Origin of the sequence: Algiphilus sp. (genome assembly GCF_023145115.1) — a bacterium.
Classification (GTDB): Bacteria; Pseudomonadota; Gammaproteobacteria; order Nevskiales; family Nevskiaceae; genus Algiphilus.
This window is the reverse complement of sequence record NZ_JAGLEJ010000006.1, coordinates 24683-38955: the sequence shown is the minus strand read 5'-3', so window position 1 is coordinate 38955 and position 14273 is coordinate 24683. Positions and strand designations below refer to the sequence as shown.

At 70.9% G+C, this 14273-nt stretch carries 15 protein-coding genes; 4 read left to right on the top strand and 11 right to left on the bottom strand.

The features are described from left to right. Positions 1-5 precede the first annotated feature (5 nt). Both KAH28_RS02090 and KAH28_RS02085 read right to left on the bottom strand, forming a co-directional pair. On the bottom strand, positions 6-869 hold the full coding sequence (locus KAH28_RS02090; RefSeq protein WP_290574148.1) for an alpha/beta fold hydrolase: 864 nt from the start codon (positions 867-869) through the stop codon (positions 6-8). Then, positions 866-1714 (bottom strand): SDR family oxidoreductase, encoded by an 849-nt coding sequence (locus KAH28_RS02085; protein WP_290574147.1) that lies wholly within the window; start codon positions 1712-1714, stop codon positions 866-868. The genes KAH28_RS02090 and KAH28_RS02085 overlap by 4 nt, the downstream gene beginning before the upstream one ends. Positions 1715-1814: 100 nt before the next feature. Here KAH28_RS02085 and KAH28_RS02080 point away from each other — a divergent pair, with 100 nt between their 5' ends. Next, positions 1815-2873, top strand: coding sequence for an AraC family transcriptional regulator (locus KAH28_RS02080; protein WP_290574146.1), 1059 nt, complete (start codon positions 1815-1817; stop codon positions 2871-2873). Here the strand turns inward: KAH28_RS02080 and KAH28_RS02075 are convergent. From KAH28_RS02075 to hspQ, 5 genes are all read right to left on the bottom strand, one after another. Continuing rightward, the gene (locus KAH28_RS02075) at positions 2834-3760 is read right to left on the bottom strand and encodes a metal-dependent hydrolase (protein ID WP_290574145.1); all 927 of its coding nucleotides are present in this window, start codon (positions 3758-3760) and stop codon (positions 2834-2836) included. The two genes, KAH28_RS02080 and KAH28_RS02075, sit on opposite strands and share 40 nt — an antisense overlap. Before the next feature lie 13 nt (positions 3761-3773). Continuing rightward, positions 3774-5528 (bottom strand): SDR family oxidoreductase, encoded by a 1755-nt coding sequence (locus tag KAH28_RS02070; protein ID WP_290574144.1) that lies wholly within the window; start codon positions 5526-5528, stop codon positions 3774-3776. Continuing rightward, the gene (locus KAH28_RS02065; RefSeq protein WP_290574143.1) at positions 5528-6403 is read right to left on the bottom strand and encodes a M24 family metallopeptidase; all 876 of its coding nucleotides are present in this window, start codon (positions 6401-6403) and stop codon (positions 5528-5530) included. The genes KAH28_RS02070 and KAH28_RS02065 overlap by 1 nt, the downstream gene beginning before the upstream one ends. A gap of 90 nt (positions 6404-6493) precedes the next feature. Next, positions 6494-7225, bottom strand: coding sequence for a YceI family protein (locus tag KAH28_RS02060; RefSeq protein WP_290574142.1), 732 nt, complete (start codon positions 7223-7225; stop codon positions 6494-6496). A 68-nt stretch (positions 7226-7293) separates the two neighbouring features. Beyond that, positions 7294-7605 carry a heat shock protein HspQ gene (gene hspQ / locus KAH28_RS02055; protein ID WP_290574141.1) on the bottom strand — a complete coding sequence of 104 codons (312 nt, stop codon included), beginning with the start codon at positions 7603-7605 and terminating at the stop codon, positions 7294-7296. 133 nt (positions 7606-7738) lie between these two features. Here hspQ and KAH28_RS02050 point away from each other — a divergent pair, with 133 nt between their 5' ends. Then, positions 7739-8470 (top strand): hypothetical protein, encoded by a 732-nt coding sequence (locus tag KAH28_RS02050; protein WP_290574140.1) that lies wholly within the window; start codon positions 7739-7741, stop codon positions 8468-8470. A 15-nt stretch (positions 8471-8485) separates the two neighbouring features. On the opposite strand, the gene KAH28_RS02045 is transcribed toward KAH28_RS02050, so the two are convergent. From KAH28_RS02045 to KAH28_RS02035, 3 genes are read right to left on the bottom strand one after another with little or no spacing between them, the layout of a single operon-like run. Continuing rightward, the gene (locus KAH28_RS02045; RefSeq protein WP_290574139.1) at positions 8486-8626 is read right to left on the bottom strand and encodes a hypothetical protein; all 141 of its coding nucleotides are present in this window, start codon (positions 8624-8626) and stop codon (positions 8486-8488) included. A gap of 59 nt (positions 8627-8685) precedes the next feature. Then, positions 8686-9306 carry a DUF924 family protein gene (locus KAH28_RS02040; protein ID WP_290574138.1) on the bottom strand — a complete coding sequence of 207 codons (621 nt, stop codon included), beginning with the start codon at positions 9304-9306 and terminating at the stop codon, positions 8686-8688. A 20-nt stretch (positions 9307-9326) separates the two neighbouring features. Next, positions 9327-9986, bottom strand: a complete 660-nt coding sequence (locus KAH28_RS02035; RefSeq protein WP_290574137.1) for a hypothetical protein — start codon at positions 9984-9986, stop codon at positions 9327-9329. Positions 9987-10232: 246 nt separating this feature from the next. Here KAH28_RS02035 and KAH28_RS02030 point away from each other — a divergent pair, with 246 nt between their 5' ends. Together KAH28_RS02030 and KAH28_RS02025 are read left to right on the top strand one after the other, a co-directional pair. Next, entirely contained in the window at positions 10233-10826 is a 594-nt protein-coding gene (locus KAH28_RS02030; protein ID WP_290574136.1) for a YSC84-related protein, read from the top strand. A gap of 109 nt (positions 10827-10935) precedes the next feature. Then, positions 10936-11874 carry a GGDEF domain-containing protein gene (locus KAH28_RS02025; protein WP_290574135.1) on the top strand — a complete coding sequence of 313 codons (939 nt, stop codon included), beginning with the start codon at positions 10936-10938 and terminating at the stop codon, positions 11872-11874. Positions 11875-11881: 7 nt separating this feature from the next. Here KAH28_RS02025 and KAH28_RS02020 read toward each other — a convergent pair whose 3' ends face one another. Then, positions 11882-14245, bottom strand: a complete 2364-nt coding sequence (locus KAH28_RS02020; RefSeq protein WP_290574134.1) for a bifunctional diguanylate cyclase/phosphodiesterase — start codon at positions 14243-14245, stop codon at positions 11882-11884. Between the last annotated feature and the right edge of the window lie 28 nt (positions 14246-14273).

Below are 14273 nucleotides of genomic sequence, written 5' to 3'. Positions count from 1 at the left end.
CTCCGTCAGGCGGATGGGGTGCGGGCGTCGCCCAGGAAGTCGGCGAGCAGCGCGTTGAGGCGCGCGGGTTCCTCGAGCGGGATCCAGTGCCCGCCGGGCAGTCGCTCGTAGCGCCACTCGCCGTCGACGAAGCGGCGCGAGTCGCGCATCTGGCGCTCGGTCAGGAAGCGATCGCCGCGGCTCCAGATGCCGAGGGTCGGCGCCCGGACGCGCGGGTGCCCGCGCGTCAGCACGCCGACGGCATTCGCTCGATAGACGCGCAGGGCGGCGGTCAGTCGCCCGGGTGCGGCCATCCGGTTGCGGACCTCGGCGGGTTCCGGGTGCTCCGGCATGGTCCGTTCGAGGCGGAAGCGGCCGCGCCCGAGCAGCGTGCGCTCGGCGATGCCGGCGAGCAGGAACAGCCCGATGTACCAGCCGGCCCGCTTCTGTTCCCAGCCGCCGGCGGCATAGGCCTCGGGATGGCCGACCGACAGCGTCACCAGCCGGTTCACGCGCTCGGGATGGTGGCCCGCTACGAGCCAGGCGAAGACCGCGCCCCAGTCGTGGCCGACGACGTCGGCACGCGCGATGCCGAGATGGTCGAGCAGTGCCACGTGATCGGCGATCACGGTCTCCGCGCGATAGTCGCGGCGGCGCGGCGCGATGTCCGAATGGCCGCATCCGCGCGTGTCCGGCGCGAGAACGCGATAGCCGAGGTCGTGCAGGAAGGCGATCTGCGCGCGCCACATCGCGGAGGTGTCCGGAAAGCCGTGCAGCAGCAGCACCGCCGGGCGGGTTTGGTCACCGGGCGCGGAATCGCGGTACGCGATGCCCACGCCGTCGCGCTCGAAGCGCGCTTGTGCGGCATCGTCCGTCGCCGGTGCGTTCACGCCGCGCGCTCCTTGCGGTCGCGCGCCATCAGCACCGGCGTCAGGCGCTGATAGAGGGTCGGGAACAGGCGCTGCACCTTGTCGAGCAGCACCGCGTCCGGTCCCACCAGCACGCGCCGCCGGTCGCGCCGGACGGCGCGCAGGATGATGCGCGCGGCCTTGTCGGCACTGGTGATGAAGTTCTTCTCGAAGTCCCTGCCGGCGGTTTCCTCGTCCATGCCCAGATCGCGCAGGCTGCGATCCATGCGCGCGTTGCGCGAGATGGCCGTCTTGATGCCGCCGGGATGCACCGTGGTGCTGGAGACGCCGCAGTCGAGCATGTCGAGCTCCTGGCGCAGCGATTCGGTGAAGCCGCGCACCGCGAACTTGGCGGCGTTGTAGGCCGACTGCGAGGGCACCGACAGCAATCCGAACAGGCTGGAGATGTTGATGACGTGACCGTCGCCGGTGGCGCGCAGGTGCGGCAGGAAGGCCTGGGTGCCGTGCACCACGCCCCAGAAGTTGATGCCCATCAGCCACTCGAAGTCGGCGATGGCCATGTGCTCGACGGTGGCCCCGAGGCCCACGCCGGCGTTGTTGAAGATCAGATTGACCTGTCCGTGCTCGGCGGCCACGGCATCGGCCCACGCGAAAACGGCCTCGCGGTCCGCGACATCGAGGCGCTGCGTCGTGACGCGTACCGCCCCGGCGCGCTGTGCGAGCGCGGCGGTCTCGGCCAGACCGGCCTCGTTGACGTCGGAAATCGCCAGATGGCAGCCGTGTCCGGCCAGTGCCACGGCCAGCTCGCGGCCGATGCCGGAAGCAGCGCCGGTCACGGCGGCCACGCGGTCGTCGAAATGCTTCAAGGCCCGTCTCCTTGGGGTTGTCGGTATGCGGGACGGTAGATTCTCACCGTTCGAAGCGCACGACTTGACTTCCCGGGTCAATGATTTGACCCTGTGAGACATGAGCGCGATGATCCGGTCGGGCGGGCTGCGTGGCTACGTGTCGCTGGTGCGGGAGCTGGGCGGCGACCCGCTGCCGCTGCTGCGCCGTTTCCACGTCGCGCCCGAGGCGCTCGACGACGAGGACGCGCTGATCCCCCTGCGCAGCACGGCGCAGATGCTGGAGGCCAGCGCCGACCTCCTGGACTGTCCCGATTTCGGGCTCCGGCTGGCGGGCACGCAGGACATCAGCATCCTCGGACCGCTGGCGGTCGCGATGCAGCATTCGCCCACCGTGGCCGACGCCATGCAGTGCGCCTCGCGCTACCTCTTCGTGCACAGTCCCGCGATCGCCTTCACGCCGCTGCTGCCGAGCCCGCGTGAGCCCGGGCTGGCCGAGCTGCGCATCGCCTACCTGGTGGAAGGCATGCCGGTCACGCGTCAGGGCATGGATCTCAGCCTGGGCGTGATGCACCGCATCCTGCAGTTCCTGGGGCGCGACCACTACCGCCTGCACGCCGTCACGCTGCCGCACGCGCCGCTGGCGCCGCTGGCGCACTACGCGCGCTTCTTCGGTGCCGAGGTGCGTGCCGAGGATCCCTTCGCGGCGCTGCTCATCCATCCGATCGATCTGCAGACGCCGCTGCGCGCCGTCGACACCACGCTGCGCCAGCTCGCCGCCAACTACATGGATCAGCATTTCGGCACGCCGGGCCAGAGCGTCGCCGATCGCGTGCGGCTGGCGGTGGACCACGGCCTCGCTACCGGCGGCGCCGACAAGCAGCGCGTGGCGGCGACGCTGGCCATGCATCCGCGCACGCTGCAGCGGCATCTCGCGGCCGAGGACACCAGCTTCGAGGCGATCCGCGACGAGGTATGCCGGTCGGCGGCGCTGCGCTATCTCACCGGCACGCGCATGCCCCTGTCGCAGGTGGCGGGGCTGGTGGGGCTGTCCGAGCAGTCGGCGCTGACGCGAGCCTGCCGGCGCTGGTTCGGTGCACCACCCAGCCGCATCCGCCGCGATGGAGCGCCGGTCCGGCCTCAGGCCGCGTCGCGTGCGGCGGGCGAGCGCTCCAGATAGGCTAGTGCCTCCTCGGTGGAGGCTTCGTCCCGCGGATCGTAGTCGGGCCGGAAGAAGGACAGCTCGCGGCGCATCAGCCAGGGCAGGGAGGGAAGGTGCCCGCCGCGCGACTGGCGTTGCCACTCGAGCCAGATCCACGGCCGCAGCGCACTGGGCCTGCGGTCCGCGAAGCGCGGATCCTGGCGCATGATGTGCGCCGCGCCGTGCGCCCACAGGCCGAAGATCGTGGGCATGGCGATGCAGGCCAGGTAGTAGCGCGAGATGTATCCGCCCCCGAGGTGCCGGTAGAGGTCGAACGCCACGTTGCGATGCTCGATCTCCTCCGCCCCGTGCCAGCGCAGCAGATCCAGCAGCGTGGGATCGGCGCCGGCCTCGTCCCAGGCCGTGTTGTGCAGCGCGTAGCGTCCCAGCACGCAGGTCATGTGCTCCACCGCCGCGATGATGCCGAGGCGGAACACCAGCCAGCGTCGCTGCAGCGGTGCGGGCAGCGCGCGTCCGAAGGGCGCGTCGGCCAGAAGGGTCTGGAAGAGCCAGTCCTCCTGCCGCGTATTCGATTCGGTCTCGATGCCGTGCGCGTTCAGGTACTCCGCGATGGCGCCGCCGTGCGCGCGCGCGTGCATGGCTTCCTGACGCATGAATGCCTGTACGTCGGCGCGCAGCGCATCGTCGGTGATCAGCGGCAGCGCCTGACTGTAGACGCGGCAGAACCAGAACTCCCCGGCCGGCAGCAGCAGATTGATCTCGTTGATGAAGTGGCTGGCGAAGGGCTGGCCGGGAATCCACTCCAGGGGCGTGTCCGACCAGTCGAAGCGCACGCGGCGCTGCGGCAGCGGCGTATCGGTGCGGCTGGCGGTCGGAGCCGGCTTGCGGCGCGGAAAGGCGATCACGGCAACCTCCTGTTCAGTCGGCGCTGATGCGCGCCAGTCGGCGCGCGATGCCGGGGGCGAAGCGCGACAGCCAATGCAGGCCGTGTACCTCGACGCCCACCAGAGCCTCGGCCCGGCGTTCGTCGATGGCGTCGACGATGGCTGCGGCCACTGCTCCGGGCCCGAGATTGCGGCGTTCGTAGAGCTTCTGGATGCGGGTGCGCGAGGCCGCCTCGGTCTCGGCATCCTGGCCGGCGAAGCGGGTCCGGGTGACGATGCCGGTGTTGACGATGCCCGGGTAGATCGCGGCGACGTGGATGCCGTGCGCGCCGAGCTCGGCGCGCAGGCAGTCGCTCAGCATGCGCACCGCGGCCTTGGTGGTGGCGTACGCCGGTGTCGTGCGCGAAGGCAGGAAGGCCAGCCCGGACGACACGTTGACGATGTGGCCGCGCTTGCCCGCGGCCACCATCTGGCGACCGAACAGGCGCGCGCCGTGGATGACGCCGCCCAGATTGATGTCGAGGATGCGCTGCCAGTCTTCGGCCTCGGTGTCGAGCACGCCGCCGGCCATGCCGATGCCGGCATTGTTGACCACGATGTCCGGTGCCTCTAGCGTCCCGGCGACCCATGCCGCGAGCGTCTCCATCGCCGCGACATCGCCGACGTCCACCGACTGCGACCAGGCACAGACATCGAGCAGGCGGCAGAGCTCGGCCGTGCGCTCGGCGGCGGCGCCGTCGATGTCGACCGCCACCACGTCGGCGCCGCGCTCGGCCAGGGCCAGCGCGGTCTCGCGGCCGATGCCGGACCCGGCGCCGGTGATCAGTGCCAGGCGACCGGCGAACGCACCGTTCCCGCGTTGTGCGCGCTGGCGTGCCCGCTGCAGGGCAGTCGTTTCGGGGGCGCCCTCGATGTGGCGCACGAATTCGCCGATGCGGTGGGCGACGAGGTCCGGATGGCTGACCTGCAGCCAGTGCCCGGCATCGACATCGAAGCGCCACAGCCGCGGCACCCAGTGCGGCAGATCGTCCCACAGCTCCGGCACCATGAAATGGTCCCTGCGCGGGAACAGCAACTGCACCGGAACGTCGGTGCGCCGCTCCGAGGGGCGCAGCACGCGCGCTGCGAAGTTGGCCCGGTAGAGACGCACGCCGGTGGCGCCGTCGGCGGCCTGGGTCTCGCTCGGCGCCGCTTCGCGGATGCCCTCGACGCGTTCGAGCACCGCCGGCCACAGGCGTTCGCCTCCGGTGCGCCAGAAGGTCGGTGCCAGGCCCGGAAGGTGGAACACGCCGACGTACCAGGAGTGGGCGAGCTGGCGCGTCACTGCACGCAGGCGCTCCGGCGCGGCCGAGCGCAGGCCCTGGCGGATCCAGTGGCCGGCGTGGTCCAGGCAGGGGCCCGAGATCGACGTGAACGAGGCGATGCGCGCGGCGAGCTCGGGCGTGGTCACCGCTTCCCACGACTGGATGGACCCCCAGTCGTGCCCGACCAGATGGACGGGGGCATCCGGGCTCACCGCATCCATGACCCGGCCGAGATCCGCACTCAGCCGGTCGAGCGCATACGCGCGCGTGGCCGCCGGCCGGCCCGACCGGCCGGCACCGCGCACGTCGTAGGCCACCACGTGGCAATCCGCGGCGAGCCGCTCGGCGGTGGCCGTCCAGACCGATGCCGCGTCGGGGTAGCCGTGCACGAGGAGCACGGTGGGGCGGTTGCCCGCGCGTCCCCATTCGTAGATCGCGAGGGCGACATCACCGTCCTCCAGGATGCGGCTGGGTGTCAGCGCCATCAGGCGGCCCTGCGCTGCGCGGGTCGGAGACCGCGCGTCGTCCAGCGGCGCACATGCGGCACATCGTCATCGAGCCAGAAGGCGTCGTCCTCGGTCACCACCAGCAGCTCCTCGAACTTGGCGCCGACGTGGCGGAAGCCGAGATGCGGCTCCACCGCCCAGAGACCGGGCGTGGGCGGGTGCTCGGAGGCGGTCGAGCTGTTCCAGATCGGATTCCAGCCCTCGCGCGCGCCGCGCACCCGGTCGCGCACCAGCTCGCCGATGTTGCGCACGCCGAAGCGGCCCACCGTCCAGCGCTGCCCGGTACCGCTGTCGGGCAGGATCTCGACGCGATGCGCCAGGGTCTCGAAGGGGTAGGCCTTGTGGCGCGGGTCGTAGCCGTGCTCGCGGCACAGGGCATCGACCGCGCGGCTGATTTCCGCCAGCGGACGGCGCGCGCGCACCTGCTCCAGGATGAGCGCGCGGTAGGCCTGCAGGTCGTCCATCAGCTTGTCGAGAATCCGGTTGCCGCCGAGCGCGCCGCTGTAGCCGATGTCGGCGGTGTAGCCGTCGAGGGTGGGGGCGCAGTCCAGGATGAAGGGCATGTTCGCTCCGAGCCGGCGCCTGCCCGGGTAGAACGCCGGGTTGAAGCCCCCGAGGAGCCGGTTGCCGACCGCGCCCCGGAAGGCGGTGCGGTCACCGAACCAGGCGAACGGTCGATGGAAGCATTCGGTGGCGCCGTGCGCGACCAGCCACGCCTGCATGCGGGCTGCGGTCTCGCGTTCGCTGATGCCGGGTTCCAGCTCCGCGGCCACGGTCTCGGCGCACCGATACGCCAGCTGCTGTGCACGCCGGAAGCCATCCAGCGTGTCGTCATCGAGGGGGGCTTTGGCCATCGGGCGGCATCGTGCGCTGCGAAAGGGGGCGCTAGCGTAGCGCAAACATTGACACCAATCAATGGCAACGTGCCACCCGCAGTGCGGCCGCTACGCGCCGCGTGCGACCAGCCGATAGGTGATGCCCAGCGGGTCCTGCAATCCGAGGATGCCGCCGAGCGTGGTCATCGGCGTGATGCCGAAATCGGTCTGGCGGATCACCATGCTGCCCTCCGCGATCAATCGGTCGTCCTCGCGGGTGACGCGCATGAGCGTGTCGTACTCGACCGTCGTGCCGTGCAGCGTCACCGCCGTCCGGGCCACCAGCATCGGCCAGTCGCCGCGCATGCGGATCGCGCTGAGCATCACCTCCGGGAAGCGCTCGGCATCGAGGACGTCGGCGCTCAGCATGTTGTTGCGGGTGCCCTCGATCTGGTCCTCGCTCAGCAGCTTCCCGAAGCTGCCGCCGGTTTCGGTGCGCAGCGCATCCGGGTCGAGATCGAGCGCGTCGAGCCGGAAGGCGAGCGTGAAGCCGGCATCCACGGGCAGATCGGAGTCCAGCGCCACGAAGCCCTTCAGCCCGCGCACGGCAATGACGTGATTCTTCCCCAGCCTGGGCGCGCGGCCACCGCGGAAGACGTGGATGCGCACGTCCGAGGCTTCGGCATCCACCGCGAACATGGTGGCGCCGTCCTCCGCCGCTGCCTGCCGGGCGGTCTCGACGCGCGCATGCAGCGAGGAGGCTCCGGGTGCGGGGTCGGGCGCCGGCGGTGGCGCGTCGGATCCCAGCAAGGCACAGCCGCCGAGAAGCAGCGTGGAAAGTGTGACCAGCGAACGGCGCATCGGGCGTCCCCCTTCCGGATGGAGGCCACAGCGTAGCGCCCGGCGCCGGGCGCGGTCGGCGCCGCGCCTCAGCTGTACTGCCTCCGCGGGTGGTAGCGCCCGTCGCTGAAGCGGTCGAAGAACTGTCCGAGCGCAGGGTGCTCGATCTGCACGCTGGTGTCGCCGTGCTCGAGATGGCGCTCGGCGACATAGGTACTGTGCATGGCGCCGTCGACCAGCACGTGGTACCAGGGCGCGTCCTTCGGCGGCCGGCTGCGCGCGACCTGCTCGTACCATGCCTCGGACCCGCTGTACTGCGGATCCACGTCGACGATCACGCCGCGATAGTCGAATCGCAGGTGGTGGACGATCTCGCCGATACCGAATCGGGGTTCTGCCATGACGCGCTCCGCGGCCCGGGGACTCTGCCGCCCAGCCTGCCACGACCGCCCGCGGCCATCAGCGTGCAGCCCCTGGACGCATCGTCATCGCACCGGGCACCCTGCGCGCTCCCGGGGGAAGGGACGGAGCGGGATGGAGTGCCCGAAGTGCCACCATCGGGTCGCCGCCGGCAGCACGCAGTGCGCGGCGTGCGGCGTGGTGTTCGCCAAGTACGAGGAGTACCTGGAGCAGCGCGCCGCGCTGGAGCGGGAGCGCGCCTTGCGGGCGGCCGAACCGGGGTTCGGGGCCCGGCTCTGGTCGGCGCTGATGACGCCGCCGGAGGGCGACCGCACGGTGTGGTGGGCGCGCGCGATCGCCGGTGCGGCGCTGGCGCTCTGGGGCGCGAGCTACATGGTCCGGGACCTGTACCAGCTCGGCCACGACCCGGCCTTCATGCACGCGGTCAATCTGCCCTTCCACGAGGCCGGCCATCTGGTGTTCGGGATATTCGGGGACTTCGTCGGTTCGCTCGGCGGCTCGCTCGGCCAGCTGCTGATGCCGGTGGTCTGCGGCGTCGCGCTGTTCCTGCGCGCCGACACCTTCGGCTGCAGCGTCTGCCTGCTCTGGTTCGGCGAGAATTTCCTGGACATCGCGCCCTACATGGCGGACGCCCGCGCCGGCGAGCTGCCCCTGCTGGGTGGCAACTACGGCAAGAGTTCGCCGTACGGCTTCCACGACTGGGAATTCATTCTCGGCGAGACCGGGCTGCTGGCCTGGGACACCACGTTCGCCGCGATCACGCTCAACGCCGGCCGCGCGATCATGGCGCTGGCGATGCTGTGGGGCGCGTGGCTGCTGTGGCGGGGCTGGCGCGAGAGCGTCTGATCGCCCCGACGCGCGTCAGTCGCGGCGTTCGCCGTCGTCGGCGGGCGGGTTGTCCTCGCCCTGACGCGCCGCCTTCTTCTGGCGCTTCTCTTCCTTCTTGCGGCTCTTCTTCAGCTCGCGCTGACGCTTCTCGTAGGAGTAGTTCGGTTTCGCCATGCCGTCGCCTTTGCTCGGCGGGGCAGTGTACGGGATGGTGGCACGCAGGGGCCGCGTGATCAGAAGCCGGCGCCCGGCTCCGCGAGATAGGCCGCCTCGGCCGGCGTGTTCGCGCGGCCGAGCGCGGCGTTGCGATGGGGGAAGCGGCCGAAGCGCGCGATGACGTCGCGGTGGCTGCGCGCGAAGCCGGTGAAGGTGTCGAAGGTCGCGCGGTACGCTTCCGGAACCGAGGCGGCCAGCGCCTCGAAGCAGCCCACCGCCGCGTGCTGGCAGAGCATGTCCTCGGCGTGCTCGAGTGGCATGTAGACGAACACGCGTTCGATCGGCCGCAGCGCCCGATCGTCGCCGCACCGCAGTCCGGCGATGGACCAGCCGAGCGCGCGCTCGTCGTCGGTCCAGGCACGGGCGTCGTCGCGGAACATGGCGCGCGGACACTGATCGACGAGCAGGATCAGCGCCAGCCGCCCGCGCGGATGCGCGAGCCAGTGATCGAGCGCGCCGGCGATCGCCGCGGCATGCAGGCCGCCGAAGCGCGACCGGATGTCGTCGTCGACGGCGACGTCCTTGCCCCACCAGAGCGACGCGCGGCGCCCGGCGATCTCGGCGTCGTCGCCGTCGCCGAACCAGTAGTCGAGCAGGGAAACGGCCTCGGCCGGCAGCGCGGCGGTGGTGTTCGGCATGCCCGGTGCCGTGTCCGGGGTCAGGCGTCGCGCGGCAGGTCGGCGGTCACCGCTGCACGCGCCGGCTCGGAGAGCAGCGGCAGCATCTCGGCCCGGTGCGGAGCCGCCAGTCGCGGTCCCAGCGCGGATGCGGTCTCGGCGTATCCCTCCCGGTAGACGGCCTCGACCAGGTCCGCGGCCAGCCGCGGCGAGAAGGCCGCGAGCACGTGCGCGACCGTGTCGGCGGAGAGATGACCGGCGATGTGCGCGACGCTTCCGGGATCGTCGAGCTGCACGACCAGCTGCTTGAGCGTGGCGCGTGGCAGCAGCTCGGCGAACTCGGCGGTGGCCTCGAATGCCTGCAGCGAGACCAGTTCGCGCGCGCAGCCCAGCACGGTCTCGAAGGGCAGCTTGGGCAGCACCCATTCGCGCGTCGGCGGGTCCAGCACCAGCGCCACGCGCGCGACGAAATCGATCGGCTGCGCCTGTGCGAGGCGCCGGATCTCGCTGTCGCGGAGGTGCGGCAGGCAGCGCGCGACCCCGGAAGGCCCCAGCACCCATCGTCCGACCAGTGCGACCAGCCCGGTGGGCGCCACTCGCGCAATGGCGGCGATGCCCTGGAAGAACCACTCGTTGCGGCCGGCCTCCGAAGCCAGCGCGCAGCGTGTCTCGCGGTGCACCGATGTTGCCTCGTGCTGCATCGGACTGTCTCCTCCAACAGTGCCGCGCCTGTTTTCCGGCGCTTGTGTCGATGAACGGGCCGAGCCCGGATGCCCGACGTTGACGCAATCCGGCATCCAGCGCAAGCCCGGCCGGGAGGCCGGGGCGGCGTCGTTCCGGCAGCGCGGCGAACCGTGCGCATCGCGCGCTCCGTTTGCCGGGGCAGGTGCAGTCAGGCCCGCGACGGGGCCATACTCCGTGGAGTTTCGATGCGCGGGAGGTGCGTCATGCAATCGGTGCGACGTTGGCTTGCGGCTCTGCTGCTGTGCAGTGCGCCCGTCGGGGCGGTGTTCGCGGACAGCTATGCCGAGACCGTCGAAGTGTTCCGCGACGCCGGCGAAAGCGCGGCCTACTTCGAGCGCAGCCATGCCTATGCCGTGTTCCCCACCATCGGGAAGGGCGGCATCGGCGTCGGCGGTGCGCTCGGCAAGGGCCGCGCCTATGTCGGCGGCGATCACGTCGGCAACGTGGTGATGACCAAGCTCAGCATCGGCTTTCAGCTTGGCGGACAGGCCTACAGCCAGATCATCTTCTTCCAGGATCGGCGTGCCTTCGAGGAATTCGCCAGCGGCAGCTTCGAGTTCGGCGCCGACGCCAGCGCGGTGGCGATCACCGCCGGTGCCTCGGCGAGTGCTTCCACCGGGGGCGGTGCCTCGGCGGGCGCGAGTGGCGGGCGGCACGACGCCAGGACCTTCGGCGGCTACCACAAGGGCATGGCGGTGTTCACCGTCGCGCTCGGCGGGTTGATGTACGAAGCGTCCATCGGCGGTCAGCGCTTCGACTACGAGCCGGTGGCGACGGCGGAGCCGGAAGGGCGCTGACGGGCGTAGCGGCCGCACGTCGGCCGGTGTGTGCCGCAGGGCCGCGCGATCGCGCGCGCGGTGCGCTGCTGCGCTCTGATGAGCGTCCGCCCCGCATGCGAATGCCCGCATGACAGCCCTGCCCACGCTCGACTGGAGCACGACCGATCCCGAACCGCCTGCGGTCGGAACGCCGCTGCACGGCGGCGTGGCACTGCTCGATTCCGCGGTGGCGCTGACCCGGGACCGCGAGCGCGCCACGCTGCACACCAGCCTGCTGCGCACGCTCGGCGAGATGCTGCCGCTGACCGAGATCCGGGTGCTGCCCGCCGGTACCCCCACCGGCCGCTTCCCCGACACGCGCGACGGCATGTGGTACTCGCTGCCGCTGGCCTCAGCGCTCGGCGACGATCGCGTGCTGGCGGTGCACATTGCGGGCGAGGGGGAGCAGGAGGAGCACATCCTGCAGGGCTTCGTTCGCCTGTATCAGAACTTCCTGACCGTGATCGACGAGTCGGAGCGCGATCGTCTGACCCAGCTCCGCAATCGCGCGGCCTTCGACGCCCGACTGGCACGCGTTGCCGGCGCGTCGTCCGGCCGTCACGCGCGTCGCAGCGGCGATACCAGCAACTGGCTGGCGCTGATCGACGTCGACCACTTCAAGCGCGTCAACGATCGCTTCGGCCATCTCTACGGCGACGAAGTGCTCATCCTGATGGCGCGCCACCTGCGGGCCAGCTTCCGCGAGCGCGATGCCGTGTTCCGCTACGGTGGTGAGGAGTTCGCGGTACTGCTCGGCGACAGCTCGCGCGCCGACGCCCGTGCCGCGCTGGAGCGCTTCCGCGCGCTGGTGGCCGAAGCGGCCTTTCCGCGTGTGGGCGCGGTCAGCGTGAGCATCGGCTTCTGCGCCATCGAGCCGGGAAGCGCGCCGCCCACGCTGGTCGAGCGTGCCGACCGCGCGCTCTATGCAGCCAAGGAAGGCGGACGCAACCGCGTGGTGGATTACCGCACGCTGGCGTCGCGCTTCTCGGTGCAGTCGCGCGCGCAGAACGACATCGAGCTGTTCTGAAGCGCGATCAGCGGGTCGTCGCCGGCGGCTTCCAGGGATCGGCAAGCCAGGCTTCGAACACTTCCGGCGCCAGGGCGGGAGACATCAGGAAGCCCTGTCCGGTGGTGCATCCCAGTTCGAGGAGCGCTTCGCGCTGGGCATCGTTCTCCACGCCTTCGGCGATGGTCTGCAGATCCAGCGTCCGGGCCAGCGCCATGATGGCGCGCACGATGCCGCGCGAAGCCTGATCCTCGTGCAGCTTCTGAATGAAGCCGCGATCGAGCTTGACGAAGTCCACCGGCAGACGCTGGAGCTGGGTCAGCGACGAGTAGCCGGTGCCGAAATCGTCGATCGAGACCGTGATGCCGCTGGCCCGAAGTTCGCCGAGCGCGCGGATCGCCGTATCCGGTTGCTGGATGACTGCGGATTCGGTCAGTTCGAGGCACAGATTGTCGGGACGCATCCCGCAGCGTTCCAGCGCCCGGGCCACGATGCCGGGGAGCTCGGCCACGACCTGCAGCGACGACAGGTTGACGCTGACGCGGAAGCCCGGCGGCAGACGGCCGGCGCGTTCGAGTCGCTGCACCGCCGCCGCGGACTTGCGCAGCATGAGGTCGCTCAGCTCACCGACCAGGCCGCGCGCTTCGGCAACCGGGGCGAACTCCGACGGCGAGACCCATCGCCCGTCCAGGCACCAGCGCGCCAGCGCCTCGGCACCGATCACGTGCCCCTCCGCCAGGTCGACGATGGGCTGCAGGTGGCACTCGATCCGGTCGTGGGTCAGAGCGTCCCGGAGCGCGCCCTCCAGCCAGAGCGCGGAGGCGCTCGCCTCGGAGAATGCCGGCTCGTAGCGCAGCGCCCGGCCGCCACCGCGCGACCGCGCCTGGGCGAGGGCCGTTTCGGCGCGTACCTGGAGCGTGGTCGCGTCGCCGGCATCGTCCGGCCACATCGCCACGCCGCCGCTGTAGGAGATGAGCAGCGGATTGCCGAGGACCTCGAAGGGCGGGCGGAAGGCGGTAGCGACGCGTTCGAGCCATTGATCCACCCGCCCGGTATCGGCAAGCGGCGGGCTGAGGATCGAGAAGCTGTCTCCGGAGGGGCGGCAGACCACACCCATCGGCTCGGCGACCATCCGCAGCCGCGATGCGCATTCGGCCAGTACCCGGTCGCCGGCCGCGGTGCCGAGCAGTTCGTTGATCGGCTGAAAGCGGTCCAGATCGATGCACAGGAGCGCGCGGTATCCGCCGTCGGTCTGCACGAGGGCGCGGTCGACTTCCTCCCGGAAATAGCTGGCGTTGGGCAGTTCGGTGAGCGGGTCGTAGCGGCTGAGGAACTCGAGGCGCTGGCGCGCGTCGGCCTCGCTGGTGACATCGCTGATGAGCACCATGTACCGGGGTGGCGCGCCGTGCTCGTTGCGCACCGCGCTCATGCGGACGTACAGCAGGCGCTGGGCGCCCTCGGCGTCGAGCGCCTTGAGATCGCCGGCCCAGTAGTGGTCGCGATGGACGCGCATCAGCGCGCGCTTCAGCCGGCCGGGGTCCACCACGTTCAGCAGTTCCGCGTCGAAGGCGCGGGCCTCGATCTCGGGCCGGGAAAGACCGAACAGGCGAGCGGCCGCGTCGTTGGCACGCACGATGCCGTCGTCGCTGTCGGTGACCAGCAGGCCGTCCGGGGCGTTATCGAACAGCGATGTCAGCAGATTGCCGCTCTCGCGCGCCTCGCGGAGCGCGGTGACGTCCCAGACCATGCCGATCCACTGATTTCCGTCACCGGGTGCGCGCCGGCCCCGGCTGTCCAGCCAGTGCCAGCTGCCGTCGCGGTGACGGATGCGATAGAGCGCCCGGTACTCGCTGCTTGCCCCGGACAGGCATGCGGAGGATGCCGCGCGCAGCGGCTCGATGTCGTCGGGGTGGATGCGCGCATGCCAGTCGGCGAGATCATGCGGTGGATCGTCGGCGGCGGACCCGATCAGCGCCTTGAGCTCGGCCGAAATCTCCAGGTCGCCATTGAAGGGGGCGCTACTGCCCGCGCGCGGGCTGTAGACCCATGCTGCCGCGCTGGATCCCTCCATCGCGAGGCGCAGTCGTTCGGTGGTGGCCTCGGCATCGCGCTGCAGCGCCGCCTGCCGCCGGAAGTTGCGGCGCAGCACGCTGTAGAGCAGGGATGCCGTGACGATCGTGAAGGCGGCGCCCTTGAGGCTGTGTTGCCACCATTCTGCGTCGACGAGCGCGACCGACATCGCGGTGAGCAGATAGTCGCTGCCCAGGATCCACGCCAGCACCACGACGGCGTAGCCGATCGCGATGCGTCCCGCAACCCGCTCCGGACGCTGCCGCTCGTCATCGGCGTGCGCACCGGTTGCAAGCAGGGGGCTTGTCGGCAGACTGGACAATGCGTCTCCTCCCACCGCTTTTCCGCAA

Bases quoted from the DNA above. Each gene is read 5' to 3' on its own strand.
- KAH28_RS02040 (WP_290574138.1), bottom strand. From the start codon at position 9,306: ATGCCGAACACCACCGCCGCGCTGCCGGCCGAGGCCGTTTCCCTGCTC.
- KAH28_RS02045 (WP_290574139.1), bottom strand. From the start codon at position 8,626: ATGGCGAAACCGAACTACTCCTACGAGAAGCGTCAGCGCGAGCTGAAG.
- KAH28_RS02050 (WP_290574140.1), top strand. From the start codon at position 7,739: ATGGAGTGCCCGAAGTGCCACCATCGGGTCGCCGCCGGCAGCACGCAG.
- KAH28_RS02080 (WP_290574146.1), top strand. From the start codon at position 1,815: ATGAGCGCGATGATCCGGTCGGGCGGGCTGCGTGGCTACGTGTCGCTG.
- hspQ (WP_290574141.1), bottom strand. From the start codon at position 7,605: ATGGCAGAACCCCGATTCGGTATCGGCGAGATCGTCCACCACCTGCGA.
- KAH28_RS02035 (WP_290574137.1), bottom strand. From the start codon at position 9,986: ATGCAGCACGAGGCAACATCGGTGCACCGCGAGACACGCTGCGCGCTG.
- KAH28_RS02060 (WP_290574142.1), bottom strand. From the start codon at position 7,225: ATGCGCCGTTCGCTGGTCACACTTTCCACGCTGCTTCTCGGCGGCTGT.
- KAH28_RS02025 (WP_290574135.1), top strand. From the start codon at position 10,936: ATGACAGCCCTGCCCACGCTCGACTGGAGCACGACCGATCCCGAACCG.
- KAH28_RS02030 (WP_290574136.1), top strand. From the start codon at position 10,233: ATGCAATCGGTGCGACGTTGGCTTGCGGCTCTGCTGCTGTGCAGTGCG.
- KAH28_RS02070 (WP_290574144.1), bottom strand. From the start codon at position 5,528: ATGGCGCTGACACCCAGCCGCATCCTGGAGGACGGTGATGTCGCCCTC.
- KAH28_RS02065 (WP_290574143.1), bottom strand. From the start codon at position 6,403: ATGGCCAAAGCCCCCCTCGATGACGACACGCTGGATGGCTTCCGGCGT.